General features: G+C 65.2%; 21 protein-coding genes. 11 read left to right on the top strand and 10 right to left on the bottom strand.

The window, feature by feature from the left end; all coding sequences use genetic code 11:
- Positions 1-25: 25 nt before the first annotated feature.
- Positions 26-568: a hypoxanthine phosphoribosyltransferase gene (gene hpt, locus AC2FLM_RS02480; protein ID WP_234215569.1), complete on the bottom strand. Its 543-nt coding sequence runs from the start codon at positions 566-568 to the stop codon at positions 26-28.
- A 74-nt stretch (positions 569-642) separates the two neighbouring features.
- Between hpt and AC2FLM_RS02475 the strand changes: the two genes are divergently transcribed.
- Both AC2FLM_RS02475 and AC2FLM_RS02470 read left to right on the top strand, forming a co-directional pair.
- Complete coding sequence (locus AC2FLM_RS02475; RefSeq protein ID WP_496855300.1) at positions 643-1089, top strand: type II toxin-antitoxin system RatA family toxin; 447 nt, start codon at positions 643-645, stop codon at positions 1087-1089.
- A gap of 46 nt (positions 1090-1135) precedes the next feature.
- Positions 1136-2431, top strand: coding sequence for an MmgE/PrpD family protein (locus AC2FLM_RS02470; RefSeq protein ID WP_496855298.1), 1296 nt, complete (start codon positions 1136-1138; stop codon positions 2429-2431).
- Between the two features lie 167 nt (positions 2432-2598).
- Here the strand turns inward: AC2FLM_RS02470 and AC2FLM_RS02465 are convergent, their stop codons facing one another.
- From AC2FLM_RS02465 to AC2FLM_RS02450, 4 genes are all read right to left on the bottom strand, one after another.
- The gene (locus tag AC2FLM_RS02465) at positions 2599-3780 is read right to left on the bottom strand and encodes an ammonium transporter (RefSeq protein ID WP_496855296.1); all 1182 of its coding nucleotides are present in this window, start codon (positions 3778-3780) and stop codon (positions 2599-2601) included.
- Positions 3781-3934: 154 nt separating this feature from the next.
- The gene (locus AC2FLM_RS02460) at positions 3935-4414 is read right to left on the bottom strand and encodes a CinA family protein (protein WP_496855294.1); all 480 of its coding nucleotides are present in this window, start codon (positions 4412-4414) and stop codon (positions 3935-3937) included.
- Positions 4411-4908, bottom strand: coding sequence for a phosphatidylglycerophosphatase A family protein (locus AC2FLM_RS02455; protein WP_496855292.1), 498 nt, complete (start codon positions 4906-4908; stop codon positions 4411-4413). The genes AC2FLM_RS02460 and AC2FLM_RS02455 overlap by 4 nt, the downstream gene beginning before the upstream one ends.
- Positions 4905-6038 carry a bifunctional 2-C-methyl-D-erythritol 4-phosphate cytidylyltransferase/2-C-methyl-D-erythritol 2,4-cyclodiphosphate synthase gene (locus AC2FLM_RS02450; RefSeq protein WP_496855290.1) on the bottom strand — a complete coding sequence of 378 codons (1134 nt, stop codon included), beginning with the start codon at positions 6036-6038 and terminating at the stop codon, positions 4905-4907. Before AC2FLM_RS02450 ends, AC2FLM_RS02455 begins: the two co-directional genes overlap by 4 nt.
- A 194-nt stretch (positions 6039-6232) precedes the next feature.
- Here AC2FLM_RS02450 and dusB point away from each other — a divergent pair, with 194 nt between their 5' ends.
- From dusB to ntrX, 5 genes are all read left to right on the top strand, one after another.
- Positions 6233-7216 carry a tRNA dihydrouridine synthase DusB gene (gene dusB, locus AC2FLM_RS02445; protein WP_496855288.1) on the top strand — a complete coding sequence of 328 codons (984 nt, stop codon included), beginning with the start codon at positions 6233-6235 and terminating at the stop codon, positions 7214-7216.
- The gene (locus tag AC2FLM_RS02440) at positions 7213-8292 is read left to right on the top strand and encodes a two-component system sensor histidine kinase NtrB (RefSeq protein ID WP_496855286.1); all 1080 of its coding nucleotides are present in this window, start codon (positions 7213-7215) and stop codon (positions 8290-8292) included. Before dusB ends, AC2FLM_RS02440 begins: the two co-directional genes overlap by 4 nt.
- Positions 8292-9665: a response regulator gene (locus tag AC2FLM_RS02435; protein WP_234145563.1), complete on the top strand. Its 1374-nt coding sequence runs from the start codon at positions 8292-8294 to the stop codon at positions 9663-9665. The genes AC2FLM_RS02440 and AC2FLM_RS02435 overlap by 1 nt, the downstream gene beginning before the upstream one ends.
- 99 nt (positions 9666-9764) lie before the next feature.
- A complete protein-coding gene (locus AC2FLM_RS02430; protein ID WP_496855283.1) occupies positions 9765-12050 on the top strand; it encodes a sensor histidine kinase NtrY-like in 2286 nt (761 codons plus the stop codon).
- Positions 12047-13459, top strand: coding sequence for a nitrogen assimilation response regulator NtrX (ntrX, locus tag AC2FLM_RS02425; RefSeq protein ID WP_496855281.1), 1413 nt, complete (start codon positions 12047-12049; stop codon positions 13457-13459). The genes AC2FLM_RS02430 and ntrX overlap by 4 nt, the downstream gene beginning before the upstream one ends.
- A 17-nt stretch (positions 13460-13476) precedes the next feature.
- On the opposite strand, the gene AC2FLM_RS02420 is transcribed toward ntrX, so the two are convergent.
- Positions 13477-13956, bottom strand: a complete 480-nt coding sequence (locus AC2FLM_RS02420) for a hypothetical protein (protein ID WP_234166471.1) — start codon at positions 13954-13956, stop codon at positions 13477-13479.
- 98 nt (positions 13957-14054) lie between these two features.
- Between AC2FLM_RS02420 and trkA the strand changes: the two genes are divergently transcribed.
- The 4 genes from trkA to hflX all read left to right on the top strand — a co-directional run bounded on the left by trkA (position 14055) and on the right by hflX (position 18614).
- Entirely contained in the window at positions 14055-15431 is a 1377-nt protein-coding gene (trkA, locus tag AC2FLM_RS02415) for a Trk system potassium transporter TrkA (RefSeq protein ID WP_496855279.1), read from the top strand.
- A complete protein-coding gene (locus tag AC2FLM_RS02410) occupies positions 15431-16966 on the top strand; it encodes a TrkH family potassium uptake protein (protein ID WP_496855277.1) in 1536 nt (511 codons plus the stop codon). Before trkA ends, AC2FLM_RS02410 begins: the two co-directional genes overlap by 1 nt.
- 137 nt (positions 16967-17103) lie before the next feature.
- A complete protein-coding gene (hfq, locus tag AC2FLM_RS02405; protein ID WP_011047807.1) occupies positions 17104-17343 on the top strand; it encodes an RNA chaperone Hfq in 240 nt (79 codons plus the stop codon).
- A complete protein-coding gene (gene hflX / locus AC2FLM_RS02400) occupies positions 17343-18614 on the top strand; it encodes a GTPase HflX (RefSeq protein WP_496855275.1) in 1272 nt (423 codons plus the stop codon). Before hfq ends, hflX begins: the two co-directional genes overlap by 1 nt.
- On the opposite strand, the gene AC2FLM_RS02395 is transcribed toward hflX, so the two are convergent.
- The 4 genes from AC2FLM_RS02395 to hemB form a co-directional block, all read right to left on the bottom strand.
- Positions 18599-19783, bottom strand: a complete 1185-nt coding sequence (locus tag AC2FLM_RS02395) for a cation:proton antiporter (protein ID WP_496855273.1) — start codon at positions 19781-19783, stop codon at positions 18599-18601. The genes hflX and AC2FLM_RS02395 overlap by 16 nt on opposite strands.
- A gap of 3 nt (positions 19784-19786) precedes the next feature.
- Positions 19787-22255, bottom strand: a complete 2469-nt coding sequence (locus AC2FLM_RS02390) for a penicillin acylase family protein (RefSeq protein WP_496855271.1) — start codon at positions 22253-22255, stop codon at positions 19787-19789.
- 144 nt (positions 22256-22399) lie between these two features.
- A complete protein-coding gene (locus tag AC2FLM_RS02385; protein ID WP_234217977.1) occupies positions 22400-22972 on the bottom strand; it encodes a lipid-binding SYLF domain-containing protein in 573 nt (190 codons plus the stop codon).
- Between the two features lie 142 nt (positions 22973-23114).
- Positions 23115-24113, bottom strand: coding sequence for a porphobilinogen synthase (gene hemB, locus AC2FLM_RS02380; protein WP_234217978.1), 999 nt, complete (start codon positions 24111-24113; stop codon positions 23115-23117).
- Between the last annotated feature and the right edge of the window lie 42 nt (positions 24114-24155).

Here is a 24155-nt window from a genome sequence, read left to right as displayed (position 1 = left end):
TGCGCCGCGCCTGATGCGCGCGCCCTCAGGCTTCGGTAAAGCGCACCTTGCCGATGAAGGGCAGGTTGCGGTTGCGTTGGGCAAAGTCGATGCCATAGCCCACGACGAATTCATCGGGTATCTCGAAGCCGATCCAGTCAGAGCGGAAATCCACCTCGCGCCGGCTGGGTTTGTCCAGCAGGGCGATGGATTTCAGGCGTTTGGGCTGACGGCTGAGCAACAGATGCGTAACATGGTTCAGCGTGTGGCCGGTATCGACGATATCCTCGACCACCAGCACGTCGCGCCCCTCGATCGGGCTGCGCAGATCCTTGAGGATACGCACCTCGCGGCTCGATTCCATCGCGTCGCCATAAGAGGAGGCTTCGAGGAAATCGACCTCGATCGGCAGGTCCAGTTCGCGCACCAGATCGGCGATGAACACGAAACTGCCGCGCAACAGGCCCACCACGACCAGCTTGTCGGTATCGGCGAACTCGGTCTGGATCTCACGGCACAGCGCCTCGATCCGCGCCGCGATGGCCTTGGCCGAGATCATCTCGTCAATCACATAAGCGCGGTCAGTCATCGCAGCCCCCTTGATCTTTGGCGCGCAACATACGAAATCACGCGCCATTGTCACCAACAAATACCCAAGGACAGATGCCCACACATTCGGAAACACGTCGCCTGCCCTATACCGCCCAGCAGATGTACGATCTGGTTGCCGATGTGGCGAAATATCCGCAATTCCTGCCCTGGTGCGCCGCGGCCCGTATTCGCAGCATCACGCCGCAGGGCGCGGCGCAGGTGATGGAGGCCGATCTGGTGATCTCGTTCAAGGTGTTCCGCGAACGGTTCGGCAGCCGGGTGACCCTGTTTCCGGAGGATATGCGGATCGACACCGAATACCTGGACGGGCCGTTCAAATACCTGAAATCCGACTGGGCCTTTGCCGATGCACCCGAGGGGGGCTGCGACGTCTCCTTTCACGTGGATTTCGAGTTCAGGAACGCCATCCTGCAAGGGGTGATCGGTCTCGTGTTCAACGAGGCGATGCACCGGATCGTGCGCGCCTTCGAGGAACGGGCACGGACGCTTTACGGCTGAGCGATGCCCTCTTTACGCGGGTCCGTCCGGCGCTAGACTGCGCGTCATGCCAGATTTGACACGCGCCCTTGCCGATTTCGCTACCGGTTCCATCACCACGACGCCCGCCGCCCGGCTGGTCACGTCGCTATCCGCGCTTGACTGGATCGCGGTCGGTCGGGCCGGGGTCGAGGAGCCGGTCTCGCGCATCCTGCGCGAGATGGTGCTGGAAGAAGGCGGAACCGGGTGCGCGCATCTGTTCGGTGGCGGCGCGGCGCCCCTGCGCGGCGCGGCGCTGGTCAACGGCACCGTGTCCCATGCGCTGGATTACGACGACACCCATTTCGCCCATATCGGCCACCCTTCGGTGGCGGTGTTTCCCGCCGTGCTGGCCATGGCGGAGGCGCGCGATGCCGCGATCGTCGAACTGCTGGAGGCGGCGCTGGTGGGTATGGAGCTCTCGGTGCGCGTGGGTCTCTGGCTGGGGCGCGGGCATTATCAGGCGGGGTTTCACCAGACCGCCACGGCGGGCGCCTTTGGTGCCACCGCCGCTGCCGGACGGCTGGCCGGGCTGACGCCGGAGCGGATGGCGCTGGCGCTGGGGCTGACCGCCACCCGCGCCGCCGGTCTCAAGGCGCAGTTCGGCACCATGGGCAAGCCCTATAACGCGGGTCTGGCGGCCGCGGCCGGGATCGAGGCAGTGGAGTTGGTGCGGCGCGGCTTTGTCGCCAATCCGCTGGCGATGGAGGGCGAATACGGCTTTGGTGCGACCCATCACGGGGCGGATGAGATGTCGGCGCTGGAGGGCCTGGGTGAAAGCTGGCTGTTCGAACAGGTCAGCCACAAGTTCCATGCCTGCTGCCACGGGCTGCATGCGGCGCTGGAAGCGGCGCGCAGCCTGGATATCGCCGCGCCCGAGGTGGCCACATTGACGGTTCGCACCCATCCGCGCTGGCTGAGCGTGTGCAACCAGCAGGCGCCGACAACCGGACTGGGGGCCAAGTTCTCGTATGGGACCGTGCTGGCAATGCGGGCGCTGGGGCATGATACCGCGCGGCTTGACAGCTATAGCGATGCCATTTGCGCAGATCCCCGGCTGATCCAGCTGCGCGACCGGGTGGAGGTGATCGGTGACGAGAGCCTGAGCGAGACCCAGGCGCATCTGTCGCTCTTGCGCCGCGACGGTCAGCGACAGGAGGTGAGCCATGACCTGATGGCGCCACTGACGCTTGCCGAGCGCGAGGAACGCGTGCGTGCCAAGGCGGCCAAGCTGATCGGGGGCGGTGCCGCCGACGAGATCTGGGCCTTGCTGCGCACCGGCGGCGGGGCGGCTGATCTGGCGTCGCGTTTGACCGCTGGCTGAAGCGGTATCGCGCGTGCCGCGCGATGCCTCCGGCGGGGATATTTACAGCAAGAGGAAAAAGGGGGTCTTCAAGGGGAGAGGCTGAGGTAGCGACCAGAGAAAAGGCGGACCCCTTCTCAGAGATCCGCCTGAGCCCGTTGAGGGGCATCAAAGCAGCCGAGGTGGGCTCAGCTGCTCATGTCATAGGCCCGCTCACCATGCACGGAGAGGTCGAGCCCGTTTGTCTCGGTCTCGGCATCTACGCGAAGCGGAGTGATGAGCGCAACCACCTTGATCAACACGATGGTGACAACTGCCGTGAAGATACCCACGATGACCAGCCCGCCCAGCTGCGCGGTCCAGCTGCCAGCGCCGAGCAGGGCGATCATGAGCGTGCCAAAGATGCCGCCGACCCCATGCACGGCAAAGACGTCGAGCGTATCGTCGATCTTGAGCGTGTTGCGCACCAGGTTCACCGCCTCTTGACAGAGGATGCCCGCGACGGCGCCAATGAGCAGTGCTGCGGCCGGGCCGACAAAGCCGCTGGCGGGCGTGATCGAGGCAAGACCTGCGATGGTGCCGGTGACGAGGCCGACCAGCGAGGCCTTGCCGTATTTGATCCGCTCCCACAGCGCCCAGCTGAGCGAGGCGGTGGCGGCCGAGATATGGGTGACGGTCAGCGCCATGGCGGCGCCACCATCGGCGGCCAGCTGTGAGCCGCCGTTGAAGCCGAACCAGCCCACCCACAGCATCGCCGCACCGATCATCACGAAACCGGGATTATGCGGCGGGGTGGTGCGGTTCCGGCGCGGCCCCAGCACGACCGCGATGATCAGTGCGGCCAGACCGGCGGTTTCATGCACGACGATGCCGCCGGCGAAATCCTTGACGCCCGTCTCGCCAAAGATGCCGCCATCGGCCAGCATGCCGCCGCCCCAAATCCAATGCACCACCGGCGCATAACACAGCAGCATCCAGAGGCCCGAGAAGGTGAGGACAAAGCCGAAGCCCACGCGCTCGACATAGGCGCCGACGATCAGGGCGGGGGTGATGATGGCGAATGTCATCTGGAAGGCAAAGAACAGGATCTCGGGCAGGGTGCCGCTGAGGCTGTCGGCGGTGACACCGGTCAGCATCACCTTGTCCAGCCCGCCCCAGAACCCCGATGAACCGCCGCCAAAGGCGATGGAGTAGCCCGCCACCAGCCAGAGCACGCTCATCAGGCAGGCGATGGCGAAACAGTGCATGAAGACGCTCAGCACGTTGCGGGCGCGCACGAGGCCGCCATAGAACAGGGCCAGCCCCGGCAATGTCATGAAGAGGACCAGGGCCGTGGCCACGATGATCCAGGCGGTATCGGCTCCGTTCATGGGCCGCTCTCCTTTGCTGCGAATGCGAGTGGTGAGAGCGGTTGTGCGGATTTCAGGCGCGGGAAAAAGAGGCGGCCTGCCGGAAACCTGCCTGTTTTTGCCGCTTTTTTCCAAGTGATGAAAAAAGCGGCGCTTTGGCCCCGGCTTTGCCGGTTCAGGCGGCGATCATGGAAAGGCCGCGATCCAGCAACGCCAAGGCATGGTCGCGGGCGGCCGCGCGCACCTGGGCACGGCCCAACGCGCCGAACTCGACCGTTTCGCTGCTGGTGGCGATGCCATCGCCCGCAAGCGCGAAACAGACCCGACCCTCGGGCTTGAACTCGGATCCGCCGGGCCCTGCGATGCCGGTGATCGACACCGCCAGCGTGGCGCGGGAATGATCCAGCGCGCCCTCGGCCATTTCGCGCGCGACCTGTTCGGACACCGCGCCATGCGCGTCGAGCGTGGCCTTGCGCACGCCCAGCATCTCTTGCTTGGCGCTGTTGCAATAGGTGACAAAGCCCCGGTCGACCACATCCGAGCTTCCGGGAATGTCGGTCAGGGCGGCGATTACCATGCCGCCGGTACAGCTTTCGGCGGTAGCGATCCTGGTCCCCTGTTTTCGGGCACGCTCCAGCAGGTCGGCAACAGTCATAGGCCCAGTACTCCATGGAAAAGCCCCGCCAGGAGCGCGGTGCCGAAAGCGGCGAAAAGACCGGCGATGATATCGTCCAGCATCACCCCCGTCGGGTCGCCCCGGCGGTCGGCCCAGCCGACCGGGCCGGGTTTGGTGATGTCGAACAGGCGAAACAGGACAAAGGCCGCGATCCAGCCGGGCCAGAGCGCCGAGATGTCGAGCCCGTGCAACCAGGCGGGCAGGGACAGCGCCCAAAGCGCCAGGAACTGGCCGGCGACCTCGTCAATGACGATTTCCGAAGGGTCGTGATCGGCCTTACCCAAGGTCATTACCCGCGTTGCCCAGAGCCCGGCGAAATAGGCGCCCGCGGTGGCCAGCGCCAGCAGGGGAAAGCCGCCCAACTGATGCAGGATCCAGGCCAGCGGCAGCGCCGCCAGAGAACCCCAGGTCCCCGGCGCGGGTCGCAGATAGCCGACGCCGCCGACGGTGCCGATCAGGGTTGCCACGCTCATGGTTTCACCAGACAGGCGGTGGCCAGCGCGGCGATCCCTTCGCCCCGGCCAGTGAAGCCCAACCGCTCGGATGTGGTGGCCTTGACCGAGATACGGGTTGTTTCCAGCTCCATGATCCGGGCCATTTCCTGTTGCATTGCAACGGCGTGCGGGCCGATCTTGGGGTATTCGCAAACCAGCGTGCAGTCGATGTTCGACACAGTGAACCCACGTGCCTGCACCAGATCGACCGCGTGACGCAGAAAGATCTCGCTGGCCGCGCCCTTCCATTGCGGGTCCGAAGGTGGAAAATGGCGGCCGATGTCGCCCTCGGCCAGCGCGCCATAGAGGGCATCGGTGACCGCATGCATGCCCACATCGGCATCGGAATGGCCCTGCAAGCCCCGGTCATGCGGCACCTTGATCCCGCAAAGGATCACGTGATCGCCCGGTCCGAACCGGTGCACGTCATATCCATTGCCAAGCCTTACATCCATGTCCTGCCTCAATATCCGTTCGGCGCGGGCGAAATCCTCGGCCCGCGTGATTTTCAGGTTGTCGGGGTCGCCCGGCACGATGGCCACGGTCAACCCGGCGGCGCGCGCCACCTCGACGTCATCCGCCGCAGCGCCCGGGTGGGCGGCATGGGCCGCGACGATCGCGTCATAGCGAAAGCCCTGCGGCGTCTGCGCGGCAAACAGCCCGTCACGGTCGCGGGTACCAGTCACCATGCCCTCGGCCCCGGTCCAGAGCGCATCGGTCACCGCCAGTCCCGGCGCCGCGCCGGGATGGGCGTCGAGCGCGTCCAGAACAGCGCGAATGGTGTCCTTTGAAACGCAGGGCCGCGCCACGTCATGGATCAGCACCTTGGTGATGCCCAGACCGTCCAGCGCCGCCAGCCCATTCTTGACCGAGCCCGCACGATCGTCTCCGCCCGGTGCGAGGATCAGCGGGGTCTGCGCGAATTCCTTCCACGCATCGGGGTCCTCGGGATTCAGCACCAGAACCACGTAACTGATCTGCGGGGTGGCAAAACGTTCCAGCGTCCAGTCGGCCACCCGGCGCCCGGCCAGCGGGCGCCATTGTTTCGGCACGCCACCGCCCGCGCGGGTGCCGCGCCCGGCGGCAACGATGATGGCGGCTGTGGTCATGGCGGTCCTCGGGGCGCGGGCAGGCGGGTATTGCTCGATCTTTATGGGGTGACGCCTTCGCTGGCAATGACCCGTGGTGAAGCGATTAAAAATTAGGCAGATGCGTAATTGATGACCCTTGATTGGGTGCGATTCATTGTGCAATGGCCGTGGCTTCATTACCAAGACCTCAATTGCACAAGGATTAGGCACAGGTGACGCTGCATCTCGGAGACAAGACCCTGACCCCGCCGGTGATCCTGGCGCCGATGGCCGGAATCACCGACCGGCCCTTTCGCGACCTGGTGATGGAATTCGGCGCCGGCATGGTGGTGAGCGAGATGGTTGCCAGCCAGGAGATGGTTCAGGCCAAACCGGGCGTGCGCGAACGGGCGGAACTGTCGGCGGATGTGGAAAACACCGCCGTGCAGCTGGCCGGGCGCGACACCCACTGGATCGCCGAGGCCGCCCGTCAGGTTGCCGACCGGGGCGCGCGGGTGATCGACATCAACATGGGGTGTCCGGCCAAGAAGGTGACCAACGGCTATTCCGGCTCGGCCCTGCTCAAGACCCCCGATCACGCGCTGCGCCTGATCGAGGCGGTCGTGGGGGCCGTCGAGGTGCCGGTGACGCTCAAGACCCGGCTGGGCTGGGACGATACGCTGATGAACGCGCCTGATGTGGCGCGGCGCGCGGCGGATGCGGGGGTGCGCATGGTGACGATCCATGGCCGAACCCGTTGCCAGTTCTACAAGGGACGCGCCGATTGGGCGGCGATTGCGGCAGTGCGCGCGGTGGTCGATGTGCCGCTGATCGCCAATGGCGATATTACCTGCGCCGTCACGGCCCGGCAGGCGCTGGAGCGGTCTGGCGCCGACGGGGTCATGGTGGGGCGCGGTGCGCAGGGGCGACCCTGGCTGTTGGCGCAGATTTCCCATGCCCTCTATGGCACGCCCGCGCCCGAGGTGCCGCAGGGCGTGGCGCTGGCCGACATGGTGGCGCGCCACTATCAGGCGATGCTGGATTTCTACGGGCGCGACCTGGGCCTGCGCGTGGCGCGCAAGCATCTGGGATGGTACATGGACGAGGTCGCCACCCCGGCGCCGCTGCGCAAACAGGTGTTGACCGCGCGCGACCCCGAGGCCGTGTTGCGCCTGCTACCCGAGGCGCTGAGCGGCACGGCGGAGGCGGCGGCATGAGCGCTGAAAACGCCATCTGGGCCTCGCTGCCGGTGCCCGCCTTCCTGATCGACGCCGGCGACCGGATCGTCGACGTGAACTCTGCCGCCGAAGGGTTCCTGAACCTGTCGCGCAAGGCGGTGCTGGGCCAACCGGTCTGGGATCAGCTGGCCATTGACGCGCCGATCGAACCTGCGTTCGAGCGCGCTCGCGCCCAGGGTACACCGCTATTCGTCAACGATATCGATGTCGGCTCGGGCAATCGGGCTCCGTTGCAATGCGCCATCCAGATCGCCCCCCTGATCGGCAGTCCCGGTGTGATGATGATGCTGCTCAGCCCGCGTGAACTGGCCGGGCGGATGACGCAGAGCCATTCGGTGAAATCGGCAGCGCAATCAGCCATCGGCATGGCCGAGATGCTGGCGCACGAGATCAAGAACCCGCTGGCGGGCATCACCGGCGCGGCGCAGCTTCTGAGCATGAACCTAGCGACCGAAGACCTTGAACTCACGGATCTTATCGTGGCCGAAAGTCGCCGTATCGTAAAACTGCTGGAGCAGGTCGAACAATTCGGCAATCTCAGTGTGCCCGATTTCAAGCCGGTCAATATTCACGACGTGCTGGACCGGGCCCGCCGTTCAGCGCTGCTTGGCTTTGGCGCGCATATGAAGATCATCGAGGATTACGACCCCTCGCTGCCGCTGGCCTATGGCGATCCCGACCAGCTGTTGCAGGTGGTGTTGAACCTGCTGAAAAACGCCTCCGAGGCGGCGCCGGGTGGTGGCACCATCCGGCTGCATACCTATTTCGAGCATTCCTTCCGTCTGCGCCGCAATGACGGCTCGGGCCATTCCCTGCCGCTTCAGGTCGAGGTGATAGACGACGGTCCGGGCCTGCCCGAAGAGATTCGCGCCGATATCTTCGATCCCTTTGTCTCGGGGCGCGAGAACGGCACCGGGCTGGGCCTGGCGCTGGTGAGCAAGATCATTTCCGACCATGACGGCTGGATCGCCGTCGATTCGGTCCCGGGCCGCACGGTGTTCCGCCTGTCGTTGCCCCGGGTGCCGAAGCAAAGCGGCGAAAAGGAGAGCAACTGATGGATGGCACGGTTCTGGTGGCCGACGACGACCGCACGATCCGCACGGTGCTGACCCAGGCGCTGACGCGGGCGGGGTGCAAGGTGCATGCGACCTCGTCCCTGACCACGCTGATGCGCTGGGTGGCCGAGGGCAAGGGCGATGTGGTGATCTCGGATGTGATCATGCCCGATGGCAACGGGCTGGAGATGCTCCCCAAGATCTCGCAGGACAGGCCCGGCCTGCCGGTCATCGTGATCTCGGCCCAGAACACCATCATGACCGCGATCCAGGCCGCCGAGGCCGAGGCCTATGATTACCTGCCCAAACCCTTTGACCTGCCCGACCTGATGAAACGCACCGCGCGTGCGCTGGAGCAGAAGCGGCGCAGCGCGCCCTCCGAACCGCGCGACGAGGTCGCCGAGCGGCCCGACGAGTTGCCGCTGGTGGGGCGCACCCCGGCGATGCAGGCGCTCTATCGACTGGTGGCCAAGGTGATGAACACCGATCTGCCGGTGATGATCTCGGGCGAGAGCGGCACGGGCAAGTCGCTGATCGCGCGCACAATCCACGATTTCTCGGACCGCCGCACCTTGCCCTTTGTCTCGGTCACCGCCGCAGACCTGATGGAACTCGAAGGGCCGGCGCGGGTGCTGGCGCGGGTCAAGGGCGGTACGCTGCTGATCGACGAAATCGCCGATATCAGTGACGAGATTCAGGGCCGGATCGTACGGATGATGGATGCGCCCGGCGACTACGTGCCGCGGTTCATGGCCACCAGCCAGGGCGATCCGGCCCGCGCGATGGAGGCGGGCAAGCTGCGGCGCGACCTTTACTACCGGCTGTGCGGAGCGCCCATACATGTGCCCGCCCTGCGCGAGCGGGTGGACGATATTCCGCTGTTGACCGAGTATTTCATGGCCAAGGCCGAACGCGAAGGGGCGCCAAAGCGCTGGTTGGGCACCGGCGCGGCCGAACTGTTCCGCCTCTATTCCTGGCCGGGCAATGTGCGGCAGTTGGAGAACGCGGTGCGCCGCTTGTCGCTGATCAGCCGGGCCGAGGAAATCTCGCGTACCGAGGTCGAACAGGTGCTGGGCAATCAGCCCGAACTGGAACCCGCGCTTGGCGGACGCGGCGATGCCGAAAAGCTTTCGGCCTCGGTCGCGCGGCATCTGCGGCGCTATTTCGACCTGCACGGCAATGTCCTGCCGCCGCCGGGCCTGTACCAGCGCATCCTGCGCGAAGTCGAGGCGCCGCTGATCGAAATCGCGCTCGAAGCATCGGGCGGCAATCAGGCCAAATGCGCCGATCTTCTGGGGATCAACCGGAATACGCTGCGCAAGAAAATCACCGATCTCGATATAGAGGTGACACGGCGGCGCAAACTGATGTAATATCGCCACACAAAGCGTGGCATCCGGGCCGCAACCCGGCAAAGACCACGAAATATGGCGGTAAGCCGCTTCGGCGGCACATCAGGATGAGGGCAGCAGGTGGCAACCCGGTCACAGAACGGGACGTTCCTTTCGCTCAGCGAATGGCGTAAGACGCGAAAAGCCCGAAATATCGGGACTTTGGGCCTGGTTGTTCTGGGGCCGATCCTGACCGTTGCGACCTATCTGGTGACCGGACCCTTCGATCTGGGGGCTGGCTCCACCACGTTGCGACTCATCCTGCTTGCAGACCTTGTCTATATTCTGGTTCTGGCGGCGCTGGTGCTGTCGCAGGTGGGGCGGCTGGTGGCCGCCCGGCGCGAGAAATCGGCGGGATCCCGCCTGCACCTGCGCCTGATCGGGGTGTTTACCCTGTTGGCGCTTATCCCGACGATCACGGTGGCGATCTTTGCCGGGCTGACGCTCAATATCGGGCTCGAAGGCTGGTTCTCGGACCGGGTGCGCAACGTCGTGGGCAGCTCGCTCGCGGCGGCCGAGGCCTATGAGCTGGAACACCGCGAGGGGCTGACCCAGGATGCCCGCGCATTGGCCCGCTATCTGGATCAGGCGCGGACGCTGAATTTCTTTATTTCCGATGCCGAACTGCGGGGGGTATTGGCCCAGGGGCAGGGCCAGATTCAGCGCGGCCTGCGCGAAGCTTACGTGGTGGACGGCGGCGGCGAGATCAGGGCGCGCGGCGACCGGTCCTATCAGTTCGATTACGAGCAACCCGCGCCTGACCAGTTCCGCGCCGCCCAGACCAACGGTCATGTGATCATCCAGGATTGGGACAACAGCGAATTTCGGGCGCTGGTGATGCTCCAGGCCTATCCTGACCGGTATCTCTATGTCAGCCGCGAGGTGGATGGCGAGATCCTCAACCTGCTCGACGACACCAAGGAAACGGTGCACCTGTATCAGCAGCTCGAGAATGAGCGCGGCCGGGTATTGTTCGAATTCGGCCTGCTTTATCTGGGCTTTGCGGTGATCCTGATCCTGGCCGCGGTCTGGCTGGGCCTGTGGTTCGCCGAACGGCTGTCGCGCCCGGTGGGGCGGCTGACCACGGCGGCGCAGCGGGTCGGTGGCGGCGATCTGGGCGTACAGGTGCCCGAGGAACCGGGCGATGACGAGATCGCCATGTTGGGGCGCTATTTCAACCAGATGACCCGCCAGTTGAAGGGGCAGCGCGACACCCTCCTGGAAAATACCCACCAGATCGAACGCCGCCGCCGGTTGTTCGATTCCGTGCTCAGCTCGGTCACCTCAGGCGTGGTCGGGCTGGACGCGCGGGGGCGGGTGACCTTTGTCAACCGGTCTGCCGAACGGCTGCTGGACTGGTCGGGCGACGAGCAGAGCCTCGATCTGGCGGTGGCCGTGCCGGAGTTCGTGCCCTTGTTCGAGAGCCTTGTCGGGACCGCGCAGGAAACCGTGCAGGCCGAGATCAAGGTGACCCGCAAGGGGCAGCTGGAAAACCTGCTGGTCCGCATGTCCACCCGGCGCGGCGAGGATGACACGCTGGAGGGGTACGTGGTCGCCTTTGACGATGTCACCGACCTGGTCAGCGCCCAGCGGATGGCGGCCTGGGGCGACGTGGCCCGGCGCATCGCACATGAGATCAAGAACCCGCTGACCCCCATCCAGCTGAGCGCCGAGCGCATCAAGCGCAAGTTCTCGCGCAAGCTGGACGAGGCCGATTGCGACAGCCTGGAATCGATGACCGATGTGATCGTGCGCCAGACCAACGACCTGCGCCGCATCGTTGACGAATTCTCGAAATTCGCCCGCATGCCCGAACCCGACCGGCACGAAGAGAATCTGACCCGGCTGGTGCGCGACGCGGTGCTGCTGCAACAGACCGGTCAGCCGGATGTGCGGGTCAGTGCCGATCTGCCCGATGCGCCCCTGATGGGCAATGTGGATGCAACCATGCTCAGCCAGGCGCTGACAAACCTGATCAAGAACGCGGGTGAAGCTATTGAAAGTCTGATTAAAAAGGGCGCTCCTGACAATCTGTCCCCCGAGATACGGGTGACCCTGTCGGGCGATGCCGATGGCAGCCAGATCACCATTGCCGACAACGGGATCGGCCTGCCCGAGGATCGGGCGCGCCTCTTTGAGCCCTATGTCACCACCCGCGACGAAGGCACCGGCCTGGGCCTGCCCATCGTCAAGAAGATCATCGAGGAACATGGCGGGACGCTGCATCTGGAGGATGCGCCCGTCTTTGACGGCCAGGACCATTTCGGCGCCATGGCCGTTATCCGACTGCCGGGCTACGACCCGGCCTCCAGATCCGCCATGCAGAGACAGGCGGCCAGAAACAAGGCGAAAGCAGGACCGACATGAGTGATATTCTGATCGTTGATGACGAACGCGACATTCGGGAATTGGTCTCGGACATTCTCGAGGACGAGGGTTATACCACCCGTCTGGCGGGCACGTCCGATGAATGCATGGCCGAAATCAACGCTGAACCACCGGGTCTGTTGATCCTCGACATCTGGCTGAAGGACAGCCGGATGGATGGCATCGACATCCTCAAGACCGTGAAACGTGACAACCCGGATGTGCCGGTGGTGATCATCTCGGGACACGGCAATATCGAGATCGCGGTGGCCGCGATCAAGCAGGGCGCTTATGATTTCATCGAAAAGCCCTTCAACATCGACCAGTTGATGGTGGTGATCCGCCGCGCGATGGAGACTTCGCGCCTGCGTCGCGAGAATGCCCAGCTGAAACGCCGTGAAGTGACCAGTGCCGAGATGATCGGCCAGTCGGCGGCCTTCCGCGCCATGATCGGACAGCTCGACAAGGTGACCAAATCCAATGGCCGGGTGATGCTGCGCGGACCGGCAGGAGCGGGCAAGGAGATTGCCGCGCGCTATATCCATGCCCATTCCAACCGTGCCAATGCGCCCTTTGTCACCGTCAACTGTGCCGGGGTTGAGCCGGAACGGATGGAAGAGATGCTGTTCGGCCGTGAAAGCCAGGAACGTGGTGTCGAACCCGGTCTGCTGGAACAGGCCCATGGTGGCGTGGTGTTCTTTGACGAGGTGGCGGACATGCCGTCCGGAACCCAGTCGAAAATCCTGCGGGTGCTGGTGGATCAGCAGTTCCAGCGGGTCGGCGGCACCGACAAGGTGCGGGTCGATCTGCGGGTGATCTCGTCCACCAACCGCGATCTCGAGGCCGAGATCCAGGCCGAACGCTTCCGCCAGGAGCTGTATCACCGTCTGAACGTGGTGCCGATCGCGGTGCCCTCGCTCGAGGATCGGCGCGAGGATATTCCGGTTCTGGCCAGCTATTTCATCGAACAGTGTCATCAGAGCCAGGGCCTGCCGCTGCGCGAGTTGAGTGACGAGGCGGTCGCGCTGATGCAGACCATGTCCTGGCCGGGCAATGTGCGCCAGCTCAAGAACCTGATCGAGCGGGTGCTGATCCTGGGCGAGGGCTCCGGTGCAATCGAGGCACGCGAACTGCCCAGCGACGAGGACAAGGCCGCCGAAGAGGGCCGGGTGGTGTTGTCGGGCGCGCTGGCGACCCTACCGCTGCGCGAGGCGCGCGAGGCGTTCGAGCGCGAATACCTGCTGACGCAGATCAACCGGTTTGGCGGCAATATCAGCCGCACCGCCAGTTTCGTCGGGATGGAGCGCAGCGCGCTGCACCGCAAGCTGAAATCGCTGGGCGTGGTCACCTCCAGCAAGTCGGGCGCCCGCGTGGCGCATATGGACGAAGAGGTGGAGGCCGCCGAGTAAGGGGAGCTGTCGCGCCCCTAACCCGCGGGCCGGGGCGTGACCACCTGATACGAGCCGTCCTGATAGGTCACCACGCAGGAATTCGGCCCCAGCGCCGGTAATTTGGCGCCGCGCACCGGCTGTACCTGGGCAGCCACCGCCTCGCTGCATCGGGGCAGTTCGACCGGGGCATAGCCCTTGGCGGCCATGCATTGCTGTTCGACACGGGCGCGCAGGCCGGAATTGGCGTCGACGGTATAGACATTGCCCGGCACCCAGTTGCCCGGCGTGGTGTAACACTGGCCGGCAGAGTTGCAGACCGTCCTTCCGGGATAGAAGATCGGCGGGCTTTGCCGGACCTGATTGGCCACCGGCGCATCGCGCAGCGCCTTGACCTCGCAATCAAGCGTATCCGACTGTTGCCGCGTGACGCTGACGCCCTCGCGGTAATAGATCGAAAGCGGGCCGCAACCCGTTAGAATCACTGTGGCGGCAAGGGGCAGGGTCCAGAGTTTCATGCATGGCAGAGTGGCACTGAATTCGGCGTCTGACAATTGAATTGACCCTGTCCCGGCCTTCTGTCATTCAAAAACCCTCAGGCAAAAGGGGCCAGGGAATGAAGGTCATCATCTGTGGGGCCGGGCAGGTCGGATGGCAGATCGCGCGGCATCTGTCGGGCGAACTGAACGACGTGACTGTGGTGGACAACAACCCCGATCTGGTGCGCCGCGCGACCGAAACGCTGGACGTGCAGGGCATTGCCGGTTTCGCCTCGTATCCCGATGTGCTGGAACGCGCGGGCGCGCGCGACGCGGACATGATCATCGCCGCCACCTATTCGGACGAGGTCAACATGGTCACCTGCCAGGTGGCCCATTCGGTATTCGGCATCCAGCGCAAGATCGCCCGCCTGCGCTCGAAATCCTATCTCAATGCCATCTATTCCGACCTGTATCGGCGCGAGCATCTGCCCATCGACGTGGTGATCAGCCCCGAACGCGAGGTGGCCGCCGCCGCCATGCGGCGCCTGTCGGCGCCCTCGGCATTCGATACCGAAACCTTCATGGATGGGCAGGCGCAGCTGGTCGGCCTGTCGGTGGACGAGGAAAGCCCGGTCATCAACACGCCGCTGCGCCAGCTGACCGACCTGTTTTCCACCCTGCGCGCCATCGTTGTCGGGATCCGGCGTGAAGGCACGCTGTTTGCCCCCGAACCCGGAGACCAAATCTTCGCAGGCGACGAATGCTATGTCTTCTGTCATGTGGATGACGTGAACAGAACGATGGAAGTCTTTGGAAAGACATATAAAAAGCAGGATCGTGTTGTGATTGTGGGCGGCGGGAACGTGGGGCTGGAGGTGGCCCGCGCGCTGGAGGAGCACAAGACCCGCATTCATGCCAAGGTGATCGAGCGCGACCGCCGCAATGCCGAGCGCGCCGCCGAGGCGCTGGAACGTACCATCGTGCTGCATGGCGACGGTCTGGATGCGGGCCTGTTGGCCGAGGCCGGGATCGCGCGCGCCGATGCGATGCTGGCGGTGACCGATGATGACCGCACCAACATGCTGGCCGCCGTGCGCGCCAAGGCCGAGGGCTGCCGGCTGGCGATTGTGCTGATCAACGACCCGACCCTGGTGGCGCTGATGCCGCCGCTGGGGATCGACGCCTATATCAACCCGCGCGCCACCACCGTCAGCTCGATCCTGCGCCATATCCGGCACGGGCGGGTGCGGCAGGTCTATTCCATCGGCGATGCCGAGGCCGAGGTGATCGAGGCCGAGGTGCTGTCGACCTCGCCGATGGCGGGCCAGCGCCTGCGCGACATCGACTTTCCCGAGGGCGTTCTGGTGGGCGCGGTCCGCAAACAGGGCAAGGTGGTGCGCCCGACCGGAGAACTGCGTATCGAAGAGGGCGACGTCATCGCCATATTCGCCATGGCCGACGACGTGCCCGAGGTCGAGCGGCTGATGCAGGTCTCGATCGACTTCTTCTGATGGCACGGCGCGGGCTCAAAGAGGATACCGGCCTGTTGCGGCAACTGCCGCTGGCCCTGCTGATCTGGGGGCTTTTCTCGGTCATGATGTGGGTGCCCGCGGTCTATGCCCTGACCCTGAACGATCATCCCACCTCGCGCTCGTTCTTCTATTCCGGCATTCTGGGGCTGGTGACCGTCACCACCATCGCGCTGGCGCGGGCCGGTCGCCCCTCGCGCCACGGGGTGCTGGGGCAGTTGGCGGCGTTGTTGTCCACCTTTGCGCTGTTGCCGCTGTTTTTGGCGGTGCCGTTTCACGACGCGCTCAAGACCACGAGCTTCCTGAACGCTTACTTCGAGATGGTCAGCGCCATTACCACCACGGGGGCCGAGATGTTTCCCGATCCCGGACGGCTGAACGCGTCGCTGCATCTGTGGCGGGCGCAGGTTGGCTGGCTGGGTGGACTGGTGATGTGGATCGCGGCCTCGGCCATCCTGGCGCCGCTATCGCTGGGCGGGTTCGAGGTGACGGCTCAGGGACAGCCGGGCCGGGTGCTGGTCGGGCAGGGCGAAAGCGTCGATCCTCGGGGTCGGCTGCTGCGCGTTGCGGCGACGCTGGCGCCGGTCTATGCCGGGTTGACGCTGGTGGTGGCGATCCTGCTGCTTGCGGCGGGTGATCCCGGTCTGGTGGCGATCTGTCACGCGATGTCTGTCATGGCGACCTCGGGCATCTCGCCGGTGGGCGGGCTGTCGGGCAGCGCCTCGGGCCTGACGGGCGAGGCGATCCTGTTCCTGTTCATGTTCTTCGCCCTGTCGCGGCTCACCTTCTCGTCGGATACCGCGATGCGTGGTCATGCCCGGCTGGATCAGGACCCCGAGTTTCGCATCGGGCTGCTGATCCTGTTCGGGGTGCCGGCCCTGTTGTTCCTGCGCCACTGGTCAGGAGCGTTCGAGATCGCTTCGAGCGAGAATCTGACGCTGGCGCTCAGGGCGCTCTGGGGCAGCCTGTTCACGGTGATGTCCTTTCTGACCACGACCGGCTTCGAATCGACCGACTGGGCCGAGGCGCGGCAATGGTCGGGGCTGGGCACGCCGGGCATGATCCTGCTGGGTCTTTCGGTGATTGGCGGCGGCGTTGCCACCACCGCCGGCGGGGTCAAGCTGTTGCGGGTTTACGCGCTTTACCTGAACGGCATGCGGGAAATGCAGCGGCTGGTGCATCCTTCGTCGGTCAGTTCCGCCACCGGACGCAATCGCCGCATCCAGCGCGACGGGGCGTTCATCGCTTGGGTGTTCTTCATGCTGTTCGCTATCTCGCTGGCGGCGATTGCACTGGCGTTAGCGGCGGCGGGGTCGGATTTCGAAACCGCCATGGTGCTCAGCATTGCCTCGCTCAGCACCACCGGTCCGCTGATCGAGATCGGCGCCGAAGCGCCGATCCGCCTGATCGAGATGCCAGCCGCCGCCAAGCTGATCCTGAGCGGCGCGATGATCATCGGACGGCTCGAAACGCTGGCCTTTATCGCCCTGATTACCCCCGCGCTCTGGCGGAACTGAGCGCCGGGCGCAGCCGGTGCTTTCGCAGATAACCTATATTTTCGGCTGGCATATCCCAAATTCGCGCGACATACTCCGCCTGAGGGAGCGCGCTGGTCCGCGGTGCGTTGCAAGAACAAAGGCGAGATTGAACAAAAATGGCTTCGGACAGACAAAATCTGCAGGACGCATTCCTGAATCACGTCAGAAAGACCAAGGTTCCGGTCACGATTTTCCTGATCAACGGTGTGAAATTGCAGGGTGTGATCACCTGGTTCGACAATTTCTGCGTGTTGCTGCGCCGCGACGGACAGTCGCAGCTGGTTTACAAGCATGCGATCTCGACCATCATGCCTGCCCAGCCGATCAGCCTGTATGAGGGCGAAGACGCCAATTGATGGAACATGATCGGGCGCGCACCCGGGCCTGGGTGCTGCACCCCGAACTCAAATCCGATCTTGATCGCCGTGACCCGGTTCCGGCGCTGGAAGAAGCCGTGGCTTTGGCCGCGGCCTTGCCGGATCTCGAGGTTGTCGGATCTGGCATCGTGCGTTTGGCCAAGCCGCAGCCCGGACACCTGTTCGGATCGGGCAAGGTCGAGGAACTGGCCACGCTGTTGCATGACAACGAGGTCGAGCTGGTGCTGATCGACGGGCCCCTGTCGCCGGTGCAGCAGCGCAATCTGGAAAAGGCATGGAAGGTCAAGATACTCGACCGGACCGGCCTGATCCTGGAGATTTTCAGCGACCGCGCCCGCACCCGCGAAGGCGTTTTGCAGGTCGAGATGGCGGCACTCAGCTATCAGCGGACCCGGCTGGTGCGCGCCTGGACCCACCTGGAGCGTCAGCGCGGCGGTCTGGGCTTTGTCGGTGGTCCGGGGGAAACCCAGATCGAGGCCGACCGGCGCGCCATTGACGAACAGCTGGTGCGGCTCAAGCGGCAGCTCGACAAGGTGGTCAAGACCCGCGAGCTGCACCGCAAGGCGCGCGCCAAGGTGCCCTATCCGATCGTCGCGCTGGTGGGGTATACCAACGCGGGCAAATCGACCCTTTTCAACCGGCTGACCGGGGCCGAGGTGATGGCCAAGGACATGCTGTTCGCCACGCTCGACCCGACCATGCGGCGGGTGGTGCTGCCCGACGGGCCCGAAGTGATCCTGAGTGACACCGTGGGGTTCATCTCGGATCTGCCGACCGAGCTGGTGGCCGCCTTCCGTGCCACGCTCGAAGAGGTTCTGGCCGCCGATCTCATCGTGCATGTGCGCGATATCAGTCATGCCGCGACCGATGAACAGGCGCGCGATGTCGAGGCCATTCTGGCCTCGCTCGGGGTGGACGAGGGGCGGCCGAAATTCGAGGTCTGGAACAAGGTCGATCTGCTCGACCCCGATAAGCGCGCGGCGCTGCGCGAGCGGACCGCGCGCGATGCGTCGCTGTTTGCGGTGTCGGCGGTGACGGGCGAGGGGTTGGAGCCGCTGCTGTCGGCGATTGCCAGGGCCTTGGCCGAGACCCGCAGCGAGGAAGTGCTTACGCTCGGATTTGCCGAGGGCAAGCGACGTGCCTGGTTGTTCGAGCAGGATGTGGTGCAGGCCGAGGAACAGACCGAGGACGGGTTCCGCCTGACCGTTCTTTGGACGCCCCGTCAGGCGGCGCGCTACGCGGCGCTCTGATCACCGTTGTCGCTGACACGGCGCAAGGCATAGGCGGCGGCAAGCGGTCCGGCCAATTCGAACACCACCGTGGCGCCGATGGCGAGCGCGGTGATCATGTCCGCAAATTGCGGAAACAGATCGCCCGCGATCAGCGCCATGCCGATGGCAACCCCGGCCTGTGGCAACAGGGCCGGGCCGTACCAAGGGCGTTCGGCTCGCGCGGTTCCGGCCAGCTTCGCTCCGGCCCAGCCGCCCATTACCCGGCCCAGCACGCGCAGTGCCACATAGCCCATCAGCAGGGGACCGACCGCCCAGAGCGCGCCGAGATCCAGCGAGGCCCCGGCCAGGATGAAGAACACGATCATGAACGGCCATTCAAAATGCTCGATCTCGCGAAAGGCCCGCTTGTGATGATGGGCGAGGTTCACGATCACCGCCCCCGCCGTCATCCCCGCGATCAGATAGGAGAGATCCAGCCAGAGCGACAGGCCCGCGGTCAGGAACACCAGCCCCAGCGCCTCGATCCTGAGCGGCTCGCCGCCTGACAGGCGCCCGGTCAGATAGGCGCCGGGCAGACCGACGGCCAGGCCCAGGGCAACCGATCCCGCGATTTCGACCAGCGCCCCACCCAACAGGCCGGGGCCGGACCCGTTCCCTTCGACCGCTCCGGCCAGTACCGCCACCAGTGCAAAGAGCAACACGCCCCAGGCGTCGTCGATGGCAACGATACCCTTGAGCCTGCGGGGGAAATCGCCGGTGGCTTGGCCCTGCCGGATCACGTCGAGCGTCGCCGCCGGATCGGTGGCGGTGGCCAGCGCCCCCACGATCAGCGCCGCCGCCAGCGGCATGCCGATCAGCGCCAGCCCGGCCGACACGGTCAGCTGCGTCACCATCACCACCATCAGCGAGATCACCACGATGGCGCGGCCATGGGCGCTGAGCGTGCGCAGCGACAGTTCTCCCCCCAAGAGGAACGCGACCATGCTGAGCGCGATGACCGACACGATGGGATAGACGGCGGCGAGGCTCTCGGGGATCAGGTCAAACCCCGCCGAACCGGCCATCAGCCCGCAGAACAACAGCAGCGTCACCCGCGGCAACCGGCTGCGCGCGCCCAGTTGATCGGCGGCCAGACCCGCCAGGAACAACAGACCCAGCGCGATCAGATCGGCGGCATAGCTCTGCATCGCTTATTCGGGCGCGGGCAACAGCCGGGTCACCCCCACCGCCGCCGCGCGCGCCAGGTCGGCATCCAGCGACATCGGGATATATTCGCCGCGCCGCCACAACTGTGCCTGATCGTCGTAATAACGGGACAGGAAATGCCCCGATTGCCCGGTTGAGATGACAAAGACCGAGCTGTCGGGATCGGCGAAATCATAGACCCCGCGATAGCCCGCGCCATGCACGTTGCGGAACGGGTCCGGATCCTCGCCCGAAGTGCGTCCCCGTTGCAGCGTGTGGTCGCCGCCACTGGTCGATTGCCGGATATTCACGAAATAGCGCAGCACCGGCACCTCGCCCAGGACCGGGTGATCATGGGTGGCCTGATGCGCGTCGCCCCAGCGCAGGCTTTCCAGCGCGGTGCCAAATCGCTCGCCGATCCAGACCAGCGCATCGTCCAGCGCCAGCCGGGCGATCTCGGTACAGCTTTCCCTGGGCGCGCTCTGGCGGATGTCGCACCAGACCGCGGCGCCGTCGATGTCGCGGAACACCCGTTCGATGAACAGCGGCTCGACATGTTTGAACTCGGCGGCCAGCGGCCCCAGCTCGTCGGTGATCAGCCGCTTTTGCAGGGCGCGCAGCCAGGCGGCATAGATCAACGGCTCGGGCAGGTGTTCGTTCATCTCGCCGTTCCATTCGGCAAGAATGGTCAGGGCGATCTGGCGCTGGCGCTCGGGTGTGCCCTCGGGCGCGGCCTCGCCGGTGAACCACAGATCGGCGCCAATGAGCGGCAGCAGGGTGCGCGCCGCCGGGCTGACCGGGTCCTGTTGCGCCTCGATGAAACTGTCGCGGGTATGCACCTCGCGCGATTGCATGAGCCTCTGCCAGCGGGTCACCCGCTGGGTATCGCCCCACACAAACGAGATATGGTTGGGAAAGGGACGTTCCAGCAGCTTGTTGTTGGTATTGCCCAGTATGCCGCCCACTGGGCCGACGAATTCCGGGTTCGAGGCATAGGGCATCCGGCCCTGCCATCGGTTCTCGGCCCGCCAGCCTTGTGCAGGCAGGCGGCCCTGGCTTTGATGGCGCGAGTCACGGCGCGGCACCGCCCCCACCATCTTGAGCGCCACGGTCTCGCGGTCGGCCAGCGTCAGGTTCTGCGAGGGGCCGATATAGGTCTCGGTCGCGCGGATCGCCTCGTGCACCGTGCCGGCATTGACCAGCGCCAGCGCCGCCGACATCGAGGTATCGCGGGGGTTCAGCACGGTCCAGCCCAGGGAAATCACATGGCCGGGCGGAGTGATGGTCTCCAGGTCGTAGACGCTGCCGGGAAGGACCGGCCCGTTTTCGGTCCAGCGCAGGGTCAGCGTGATCGGGGCCGCGCCCTTGATCTCGATGATCGAGGGACGGCTTTCGAAGGCCTTGTAGCCGTCAGGGGTCAGGTATTCCTCGGGGTTCTCGGGGTTCAGCTTTTCCACGAACAGGTCCTGATCGTCCATGTAGGACGAAGTCAGGCCCCAGCCCAACCGTTCGCTGCGTCCCAGCAGCACCGCAGGCATGCCGGGAATGGTGCCGCCGATGACGCCGCCCTTGGCCAGCTCCAGCCGCGCCAGATACCAGGTCGATGGCGCGGCAAAGCCCAGATGCGGGTCGTTGGCCAGCAGGGTGCCACCGCTGGCAGAGCGCGAGGGCGCCGCGGCCCAGGCATTCGACGCCCCGGCCAGACCCCGGCGAGGCAAGGGCGACAGCGGATCGCGCGGCGTTTCGCGCCCGGCGGCATAGCGGGGCAGGTCCGGGAACAGTTCGGCATATTCCGGCAGAGCGGCAGTGCCGGTACCCGGTGCTTCGGGCAGGATATCAAGGAGCCGCGCGGGATCGCTCAGCATCAGCGAGGTGCGGGCGCGCAGCACCTCCTCCTCCAGATGGCCCGAGAGTTGCAGACCCATCAGCTTGATGATGGCCAGGCTGTCGGCAGGTTGCCAGGGGGCGACAGGGGCGTTGAACAGGAACATCTCGGGCGCGCCACGGCCCAGCGCCTCGTCGTTGATCTCGGCCAGGCGGGCGTTGACGCCAGCGGCATAGGCCTTGAGCGCGGCGGTGGCATAGGCGTCCTGCGCGCCGACCGACTGCTGTGCCAGCCGATACAGGTCGAGCCGCCGCAAGAGGCGGTCGATGCCGACGGTGCGCGGGCCGAACACCTCGGACAGACGGCCCTGCACGGTGCGGCGCAGCATGGTCATCTGCCACAACCGGTCCTGCGCATGGGCATAGCCGAGACCAAAGAACACGTCCGGGTCGGAACTGCCAAAGATATGCGGCACATTATGGGTGTCGCGCACGATCTCGACCGGCGCGGTCAGCCCGGCAACCTCTTGGGTCTGGTTGTATTCAGGCAACGATTGACCAGCCAGATAATAGACCAGCACCACAGCCGCGACAGCAAGTGCGATCAGACCGGCGGCAAGGCGAAGTAGCCAGCGAAAGAGCAGACCCATGAGCGACCCGTGATTTCCCCGAACTCGGATTTCCCGAGCGACACTAGGGGATTGGCAGAGAAAACGAAAGGGCGGCTCGGTGGCCGCCCCTGCGATGGATCAGAGCCCGGTCATGACCACGTCGCGCCGGTGTGAGTGCGCCGATCAGGGAATGATGCGGGTATATTTGGTGCCTTCCAAGGTCGCGCCCACGCGCAGGCCGGCCCGGCCGAACACCGCCGCCAGAACCGGCGAGCGCAGCGTATTGGTATCGGCGGCCAGAGAGTCGCCCTGGTCGCTGACCACATATTCCAGATCGGCCCCTGCCGCCCAGCCACTCGACCGCCGGAACTCGCTGAGCGCGGCCTGGGTCATGAAGAACAGGACATGGGCATATTGCTGTGCGCCCACCTGCAATCCGGCGCTGCCCTTGACCGCCGAGTAGTAATCCACCGTCACACCGTCGATGCGCAGGGCGCCACGCCCATAGCCGCCGCCAAAGACGAAACCGGCCTCGGTCAGCAGCGGCATCACCAGCATGCCTGCCGACTTTTGCGAGATCTCGACCGTGTTGGGAAACTGGGCATACATCTCGGTCAGGGTGGCGTTGACGCGCGCGTCGATCTGCGAGGCATTGGAATTGCCGACGCCATTGCCGCATGCGGCGGTTACGGTCAAACCGGCCATGCCAAGGGCAAAGCCACGACGGGTCAGTCGGGGAGGGTGGATACTGCTCATATCTCTCGATCTCTGTATTGTTGCCTGACAAGCCGGATTTTCCCGGTCTTGGCCGCGACATTACGCCGAACCGACCCGGCTGTCACCAAACAACTGCCCTGTTTGCGCGGGATATCGCCCGTCGGGCCGATTGCCCGCGCGGTCAGCCTTGCAGAATGCGGGCCACTTCGGGGGCGAAATAGGTCAGGATGCCGTCGCAACCGGCGCGCTTGAACGCCAGCAGGCTTTCCAGCATCACCTTTTCGCCGTCGATCCAGCCGTTCTGCGCCGCCGCCCGGATCATCGCGTATTCGCCCGAGACCTGATAGGCATAGGTGGGGGCGCCAAAGCTCTGTTTCACCCGGTGGCAGATATCCAGATAGGCCAGCCCCGGCTTGATCATCACCATATCCGCGCCCTCGGTCAGGTCGCGCTGGATCAGGCGCAGCGCCTCGTCCGTGTTGCCCGGATCCATCTGATAGGTCTTCTTGTCGCCGGTCAGCGCGCCCGAGGCGCCGACCGCGTCGCGGAACGGCCCGTAAAAGGCGCTGGCATATTTGGCGGCATAGCTCAGGATCAGCACATTGCGATGCCCGGCCGCCTCAAGCGCCTGCCGCATGGCGCCGATGCGCCCGTCCATCATGTCCGATGGGCCGATGATATCGGCGCCAGCCTCGGCCTGGGCAAGCGTCATCTTGACCAGTGCCTCGACGGTTTCGTCATTGACGATCTCACCCTGGACCACATAGCCGTCATGGCCGTTGATATTGTAGGGGTCGAGCGCCACATCGGTCATCACCGCAATGTCCGGGGCGGCGGCCTTGATGGCGCGGATGGCGCGGTTCGACAGGTTGTCGGGGCTCCAGGCCTCGGCGCAATCCTCGGTCTTCAGCGCGGCATCGGTATAGGGAAACAGGCAGATGGCCGGAATGCCCAGCGCCTGCGCCTCGACCGCGGCCTCGGCGATCTTGTCGACCGAACGGCGCATCACGCCGGGCATCGAGGGCACCGGTTCCTCGATCCCTTCGCCGTCGCGCACGAAAACCGGCCAGATCAGATCGTCGACACCAAGGGTATTCTCGCGCACCAGCGCACGCAGCGCGGGCGATTTGCGGGCACGCCGGAAACGGGCGGCGGGAAAGGCGGCGACGGTCGGGGTCATGCATGGCTCTCCTTGCACATTTGTGCATTGGGTGGCATGGAA

The organism is Ruegeria sp. SAZD011, assembly GCF_059612545.1.
Note: the sequence above shows the minus strand (reverse complement) of the source record. Positions and strands in the feature narration are given on the sequence as shown.

What these genes read in the sequence shown, in the direction of transcription:
- hpt (WP_234215569.1), bottom strand. Translation starts at nt 568, where the DNA reads ATGACTGACCGCGCTTATGTGATTGACGAGATGATCTCGGCCAAGGCC.
- AC2FLM_RS02455 (WP_496855292.1), bottom strand. Translation starts at nt 4,908, where the DNA reads ATGAGCGTGGCAACCCTGATCGGCACCGTCGGCGGCGTCGGCTATCTG.
- AC2FLM_RS02470 (WP_496855298.1), top strand. Translation starts at nt 1,136, where the DNA reads ATGCCAGATTTGACACGCGCCCTTGCCGATTTCGCTACCGGTTCCATC.
- hemB (WP_234217978.1), bottom strand. Translation starts at nt 24,113, where the DNA reads ATGACCCCGACCGTCGCCGCCTTTCCCGCCGCCCGTTTCCGGCGTGCC.
- AC2FLM_RS02420 (WP_234166471.1), bottom strand. Translation starts at nt 13,956, where the DNA reads ATGAAACTCTGGACCCTGCCCCTTGCCGCCACAGTGATTCTAACGGGT.
- AC2FLM_RS02390 (WP_496855271.1), bottom strand. Translation starts at nt 22,255, where the DNA reads ATGGGTCTGCTCTTTCGCTGGCTACTTCGCCTTGCCGCCGGTCTGATC.
- AC2FLM_RS02435 (WP_234145563.1), top strand. Translation starts at nt 8,292, where the DNA reads ATGGATGGCACGGTTCTGGTGGCCGACGACGACCGCACGATCCGCACG.
- AC2FLM_RS02440 (WP_496855286.1), top strand. Translation starts at nt 7,213, where the DNA reads ATGAGCGCTGAAAACGCCATCTGGGCCTCGCTGCCGGTGCCCGCCTTC.
- AC2FLM_RS02465 (WP_496855296.1), bottom strand. Translation starts at nt 3,780, where the DNA reads ATGAACGGAGCCGATACCGCCTGGATCATCGTGGCCACGGCCCTGGTC.
- trkA (WP_496855279.1), top strand. Translation starts at nt 14,055, where the DNA reads ATGAAGGTCATCATCTGTGGGGCCGGGCAGGTCGGATGGCAGATCGCG.
- hfq (WP_011047807.1), top strand. Translation starts at nt 17,104, where the DNA reads ATGGCTTCGGACAGACAAAATCTGCAGGACGCATTCCTGAATCACGTC.
- AC2FLM_RS02460 (WP_496855294.1), bottom strand. Translation starts at nt 4,414, where the DNA reads ATGACTGTTGCCGACCTGCTGGAGCGTGCCCGAAAACAGGGGACCAGG.
- AC2FLM_RS02475 (WP_496855300.1), top strand. Translation starts at nt 643, where the DNA reads ATGCCCACACATTCGGAAACACGTCGCCTGCCCTATACCGCCCAGCAG.
- AC2FLM_RS02395 (WP_496855273.1), bottom strand. Translation starts at nt 19,783, where the DNA reads ATGCAGAGCTATGCCGCCGATCTGATCGCGCTGGGTCTGTTGTTCCTG.
- ntrX (WP_496855281.1), top strand. Translation starts at nt 12,047, where the DNA reads ATGAGTGATATTCTGATCGTTGATGACGAACGCGACATTCGGGAATTG.
- hflX (WP_496855275.1), top strand. Translation starts at nt 17,343, where the DNA reads ATGGAACATGATCGGGCGCGCACCCGGGCCTGGGTGCTGCACCCCGAA.
- AC2FLM_RS02385 (WP_234217977.1), bottom strand. Translation starts at nt 22,972, where the DNA reads ATGAGCAGTATCCACCCTCCCCGACTGACCCGTCGTGGCTTTGCCCTT.
- AC2FLM_RS02410 (WP_496855277.1), top strand. Translation starts at nt 15,431, where the DNA reads ATGGCACGGCGCGGGCTCAAAGAGGATACCGGCCTGTTGCGGCAACTG.
- AC2FLM_RS02450 (WP_496855290.1), bottom strand. Translation starts at nt 6,038, where the DNA reads ATGACCACAGCCGCCATCATCGTTGCCGCCGGGCGCGGCACCCGCGCG.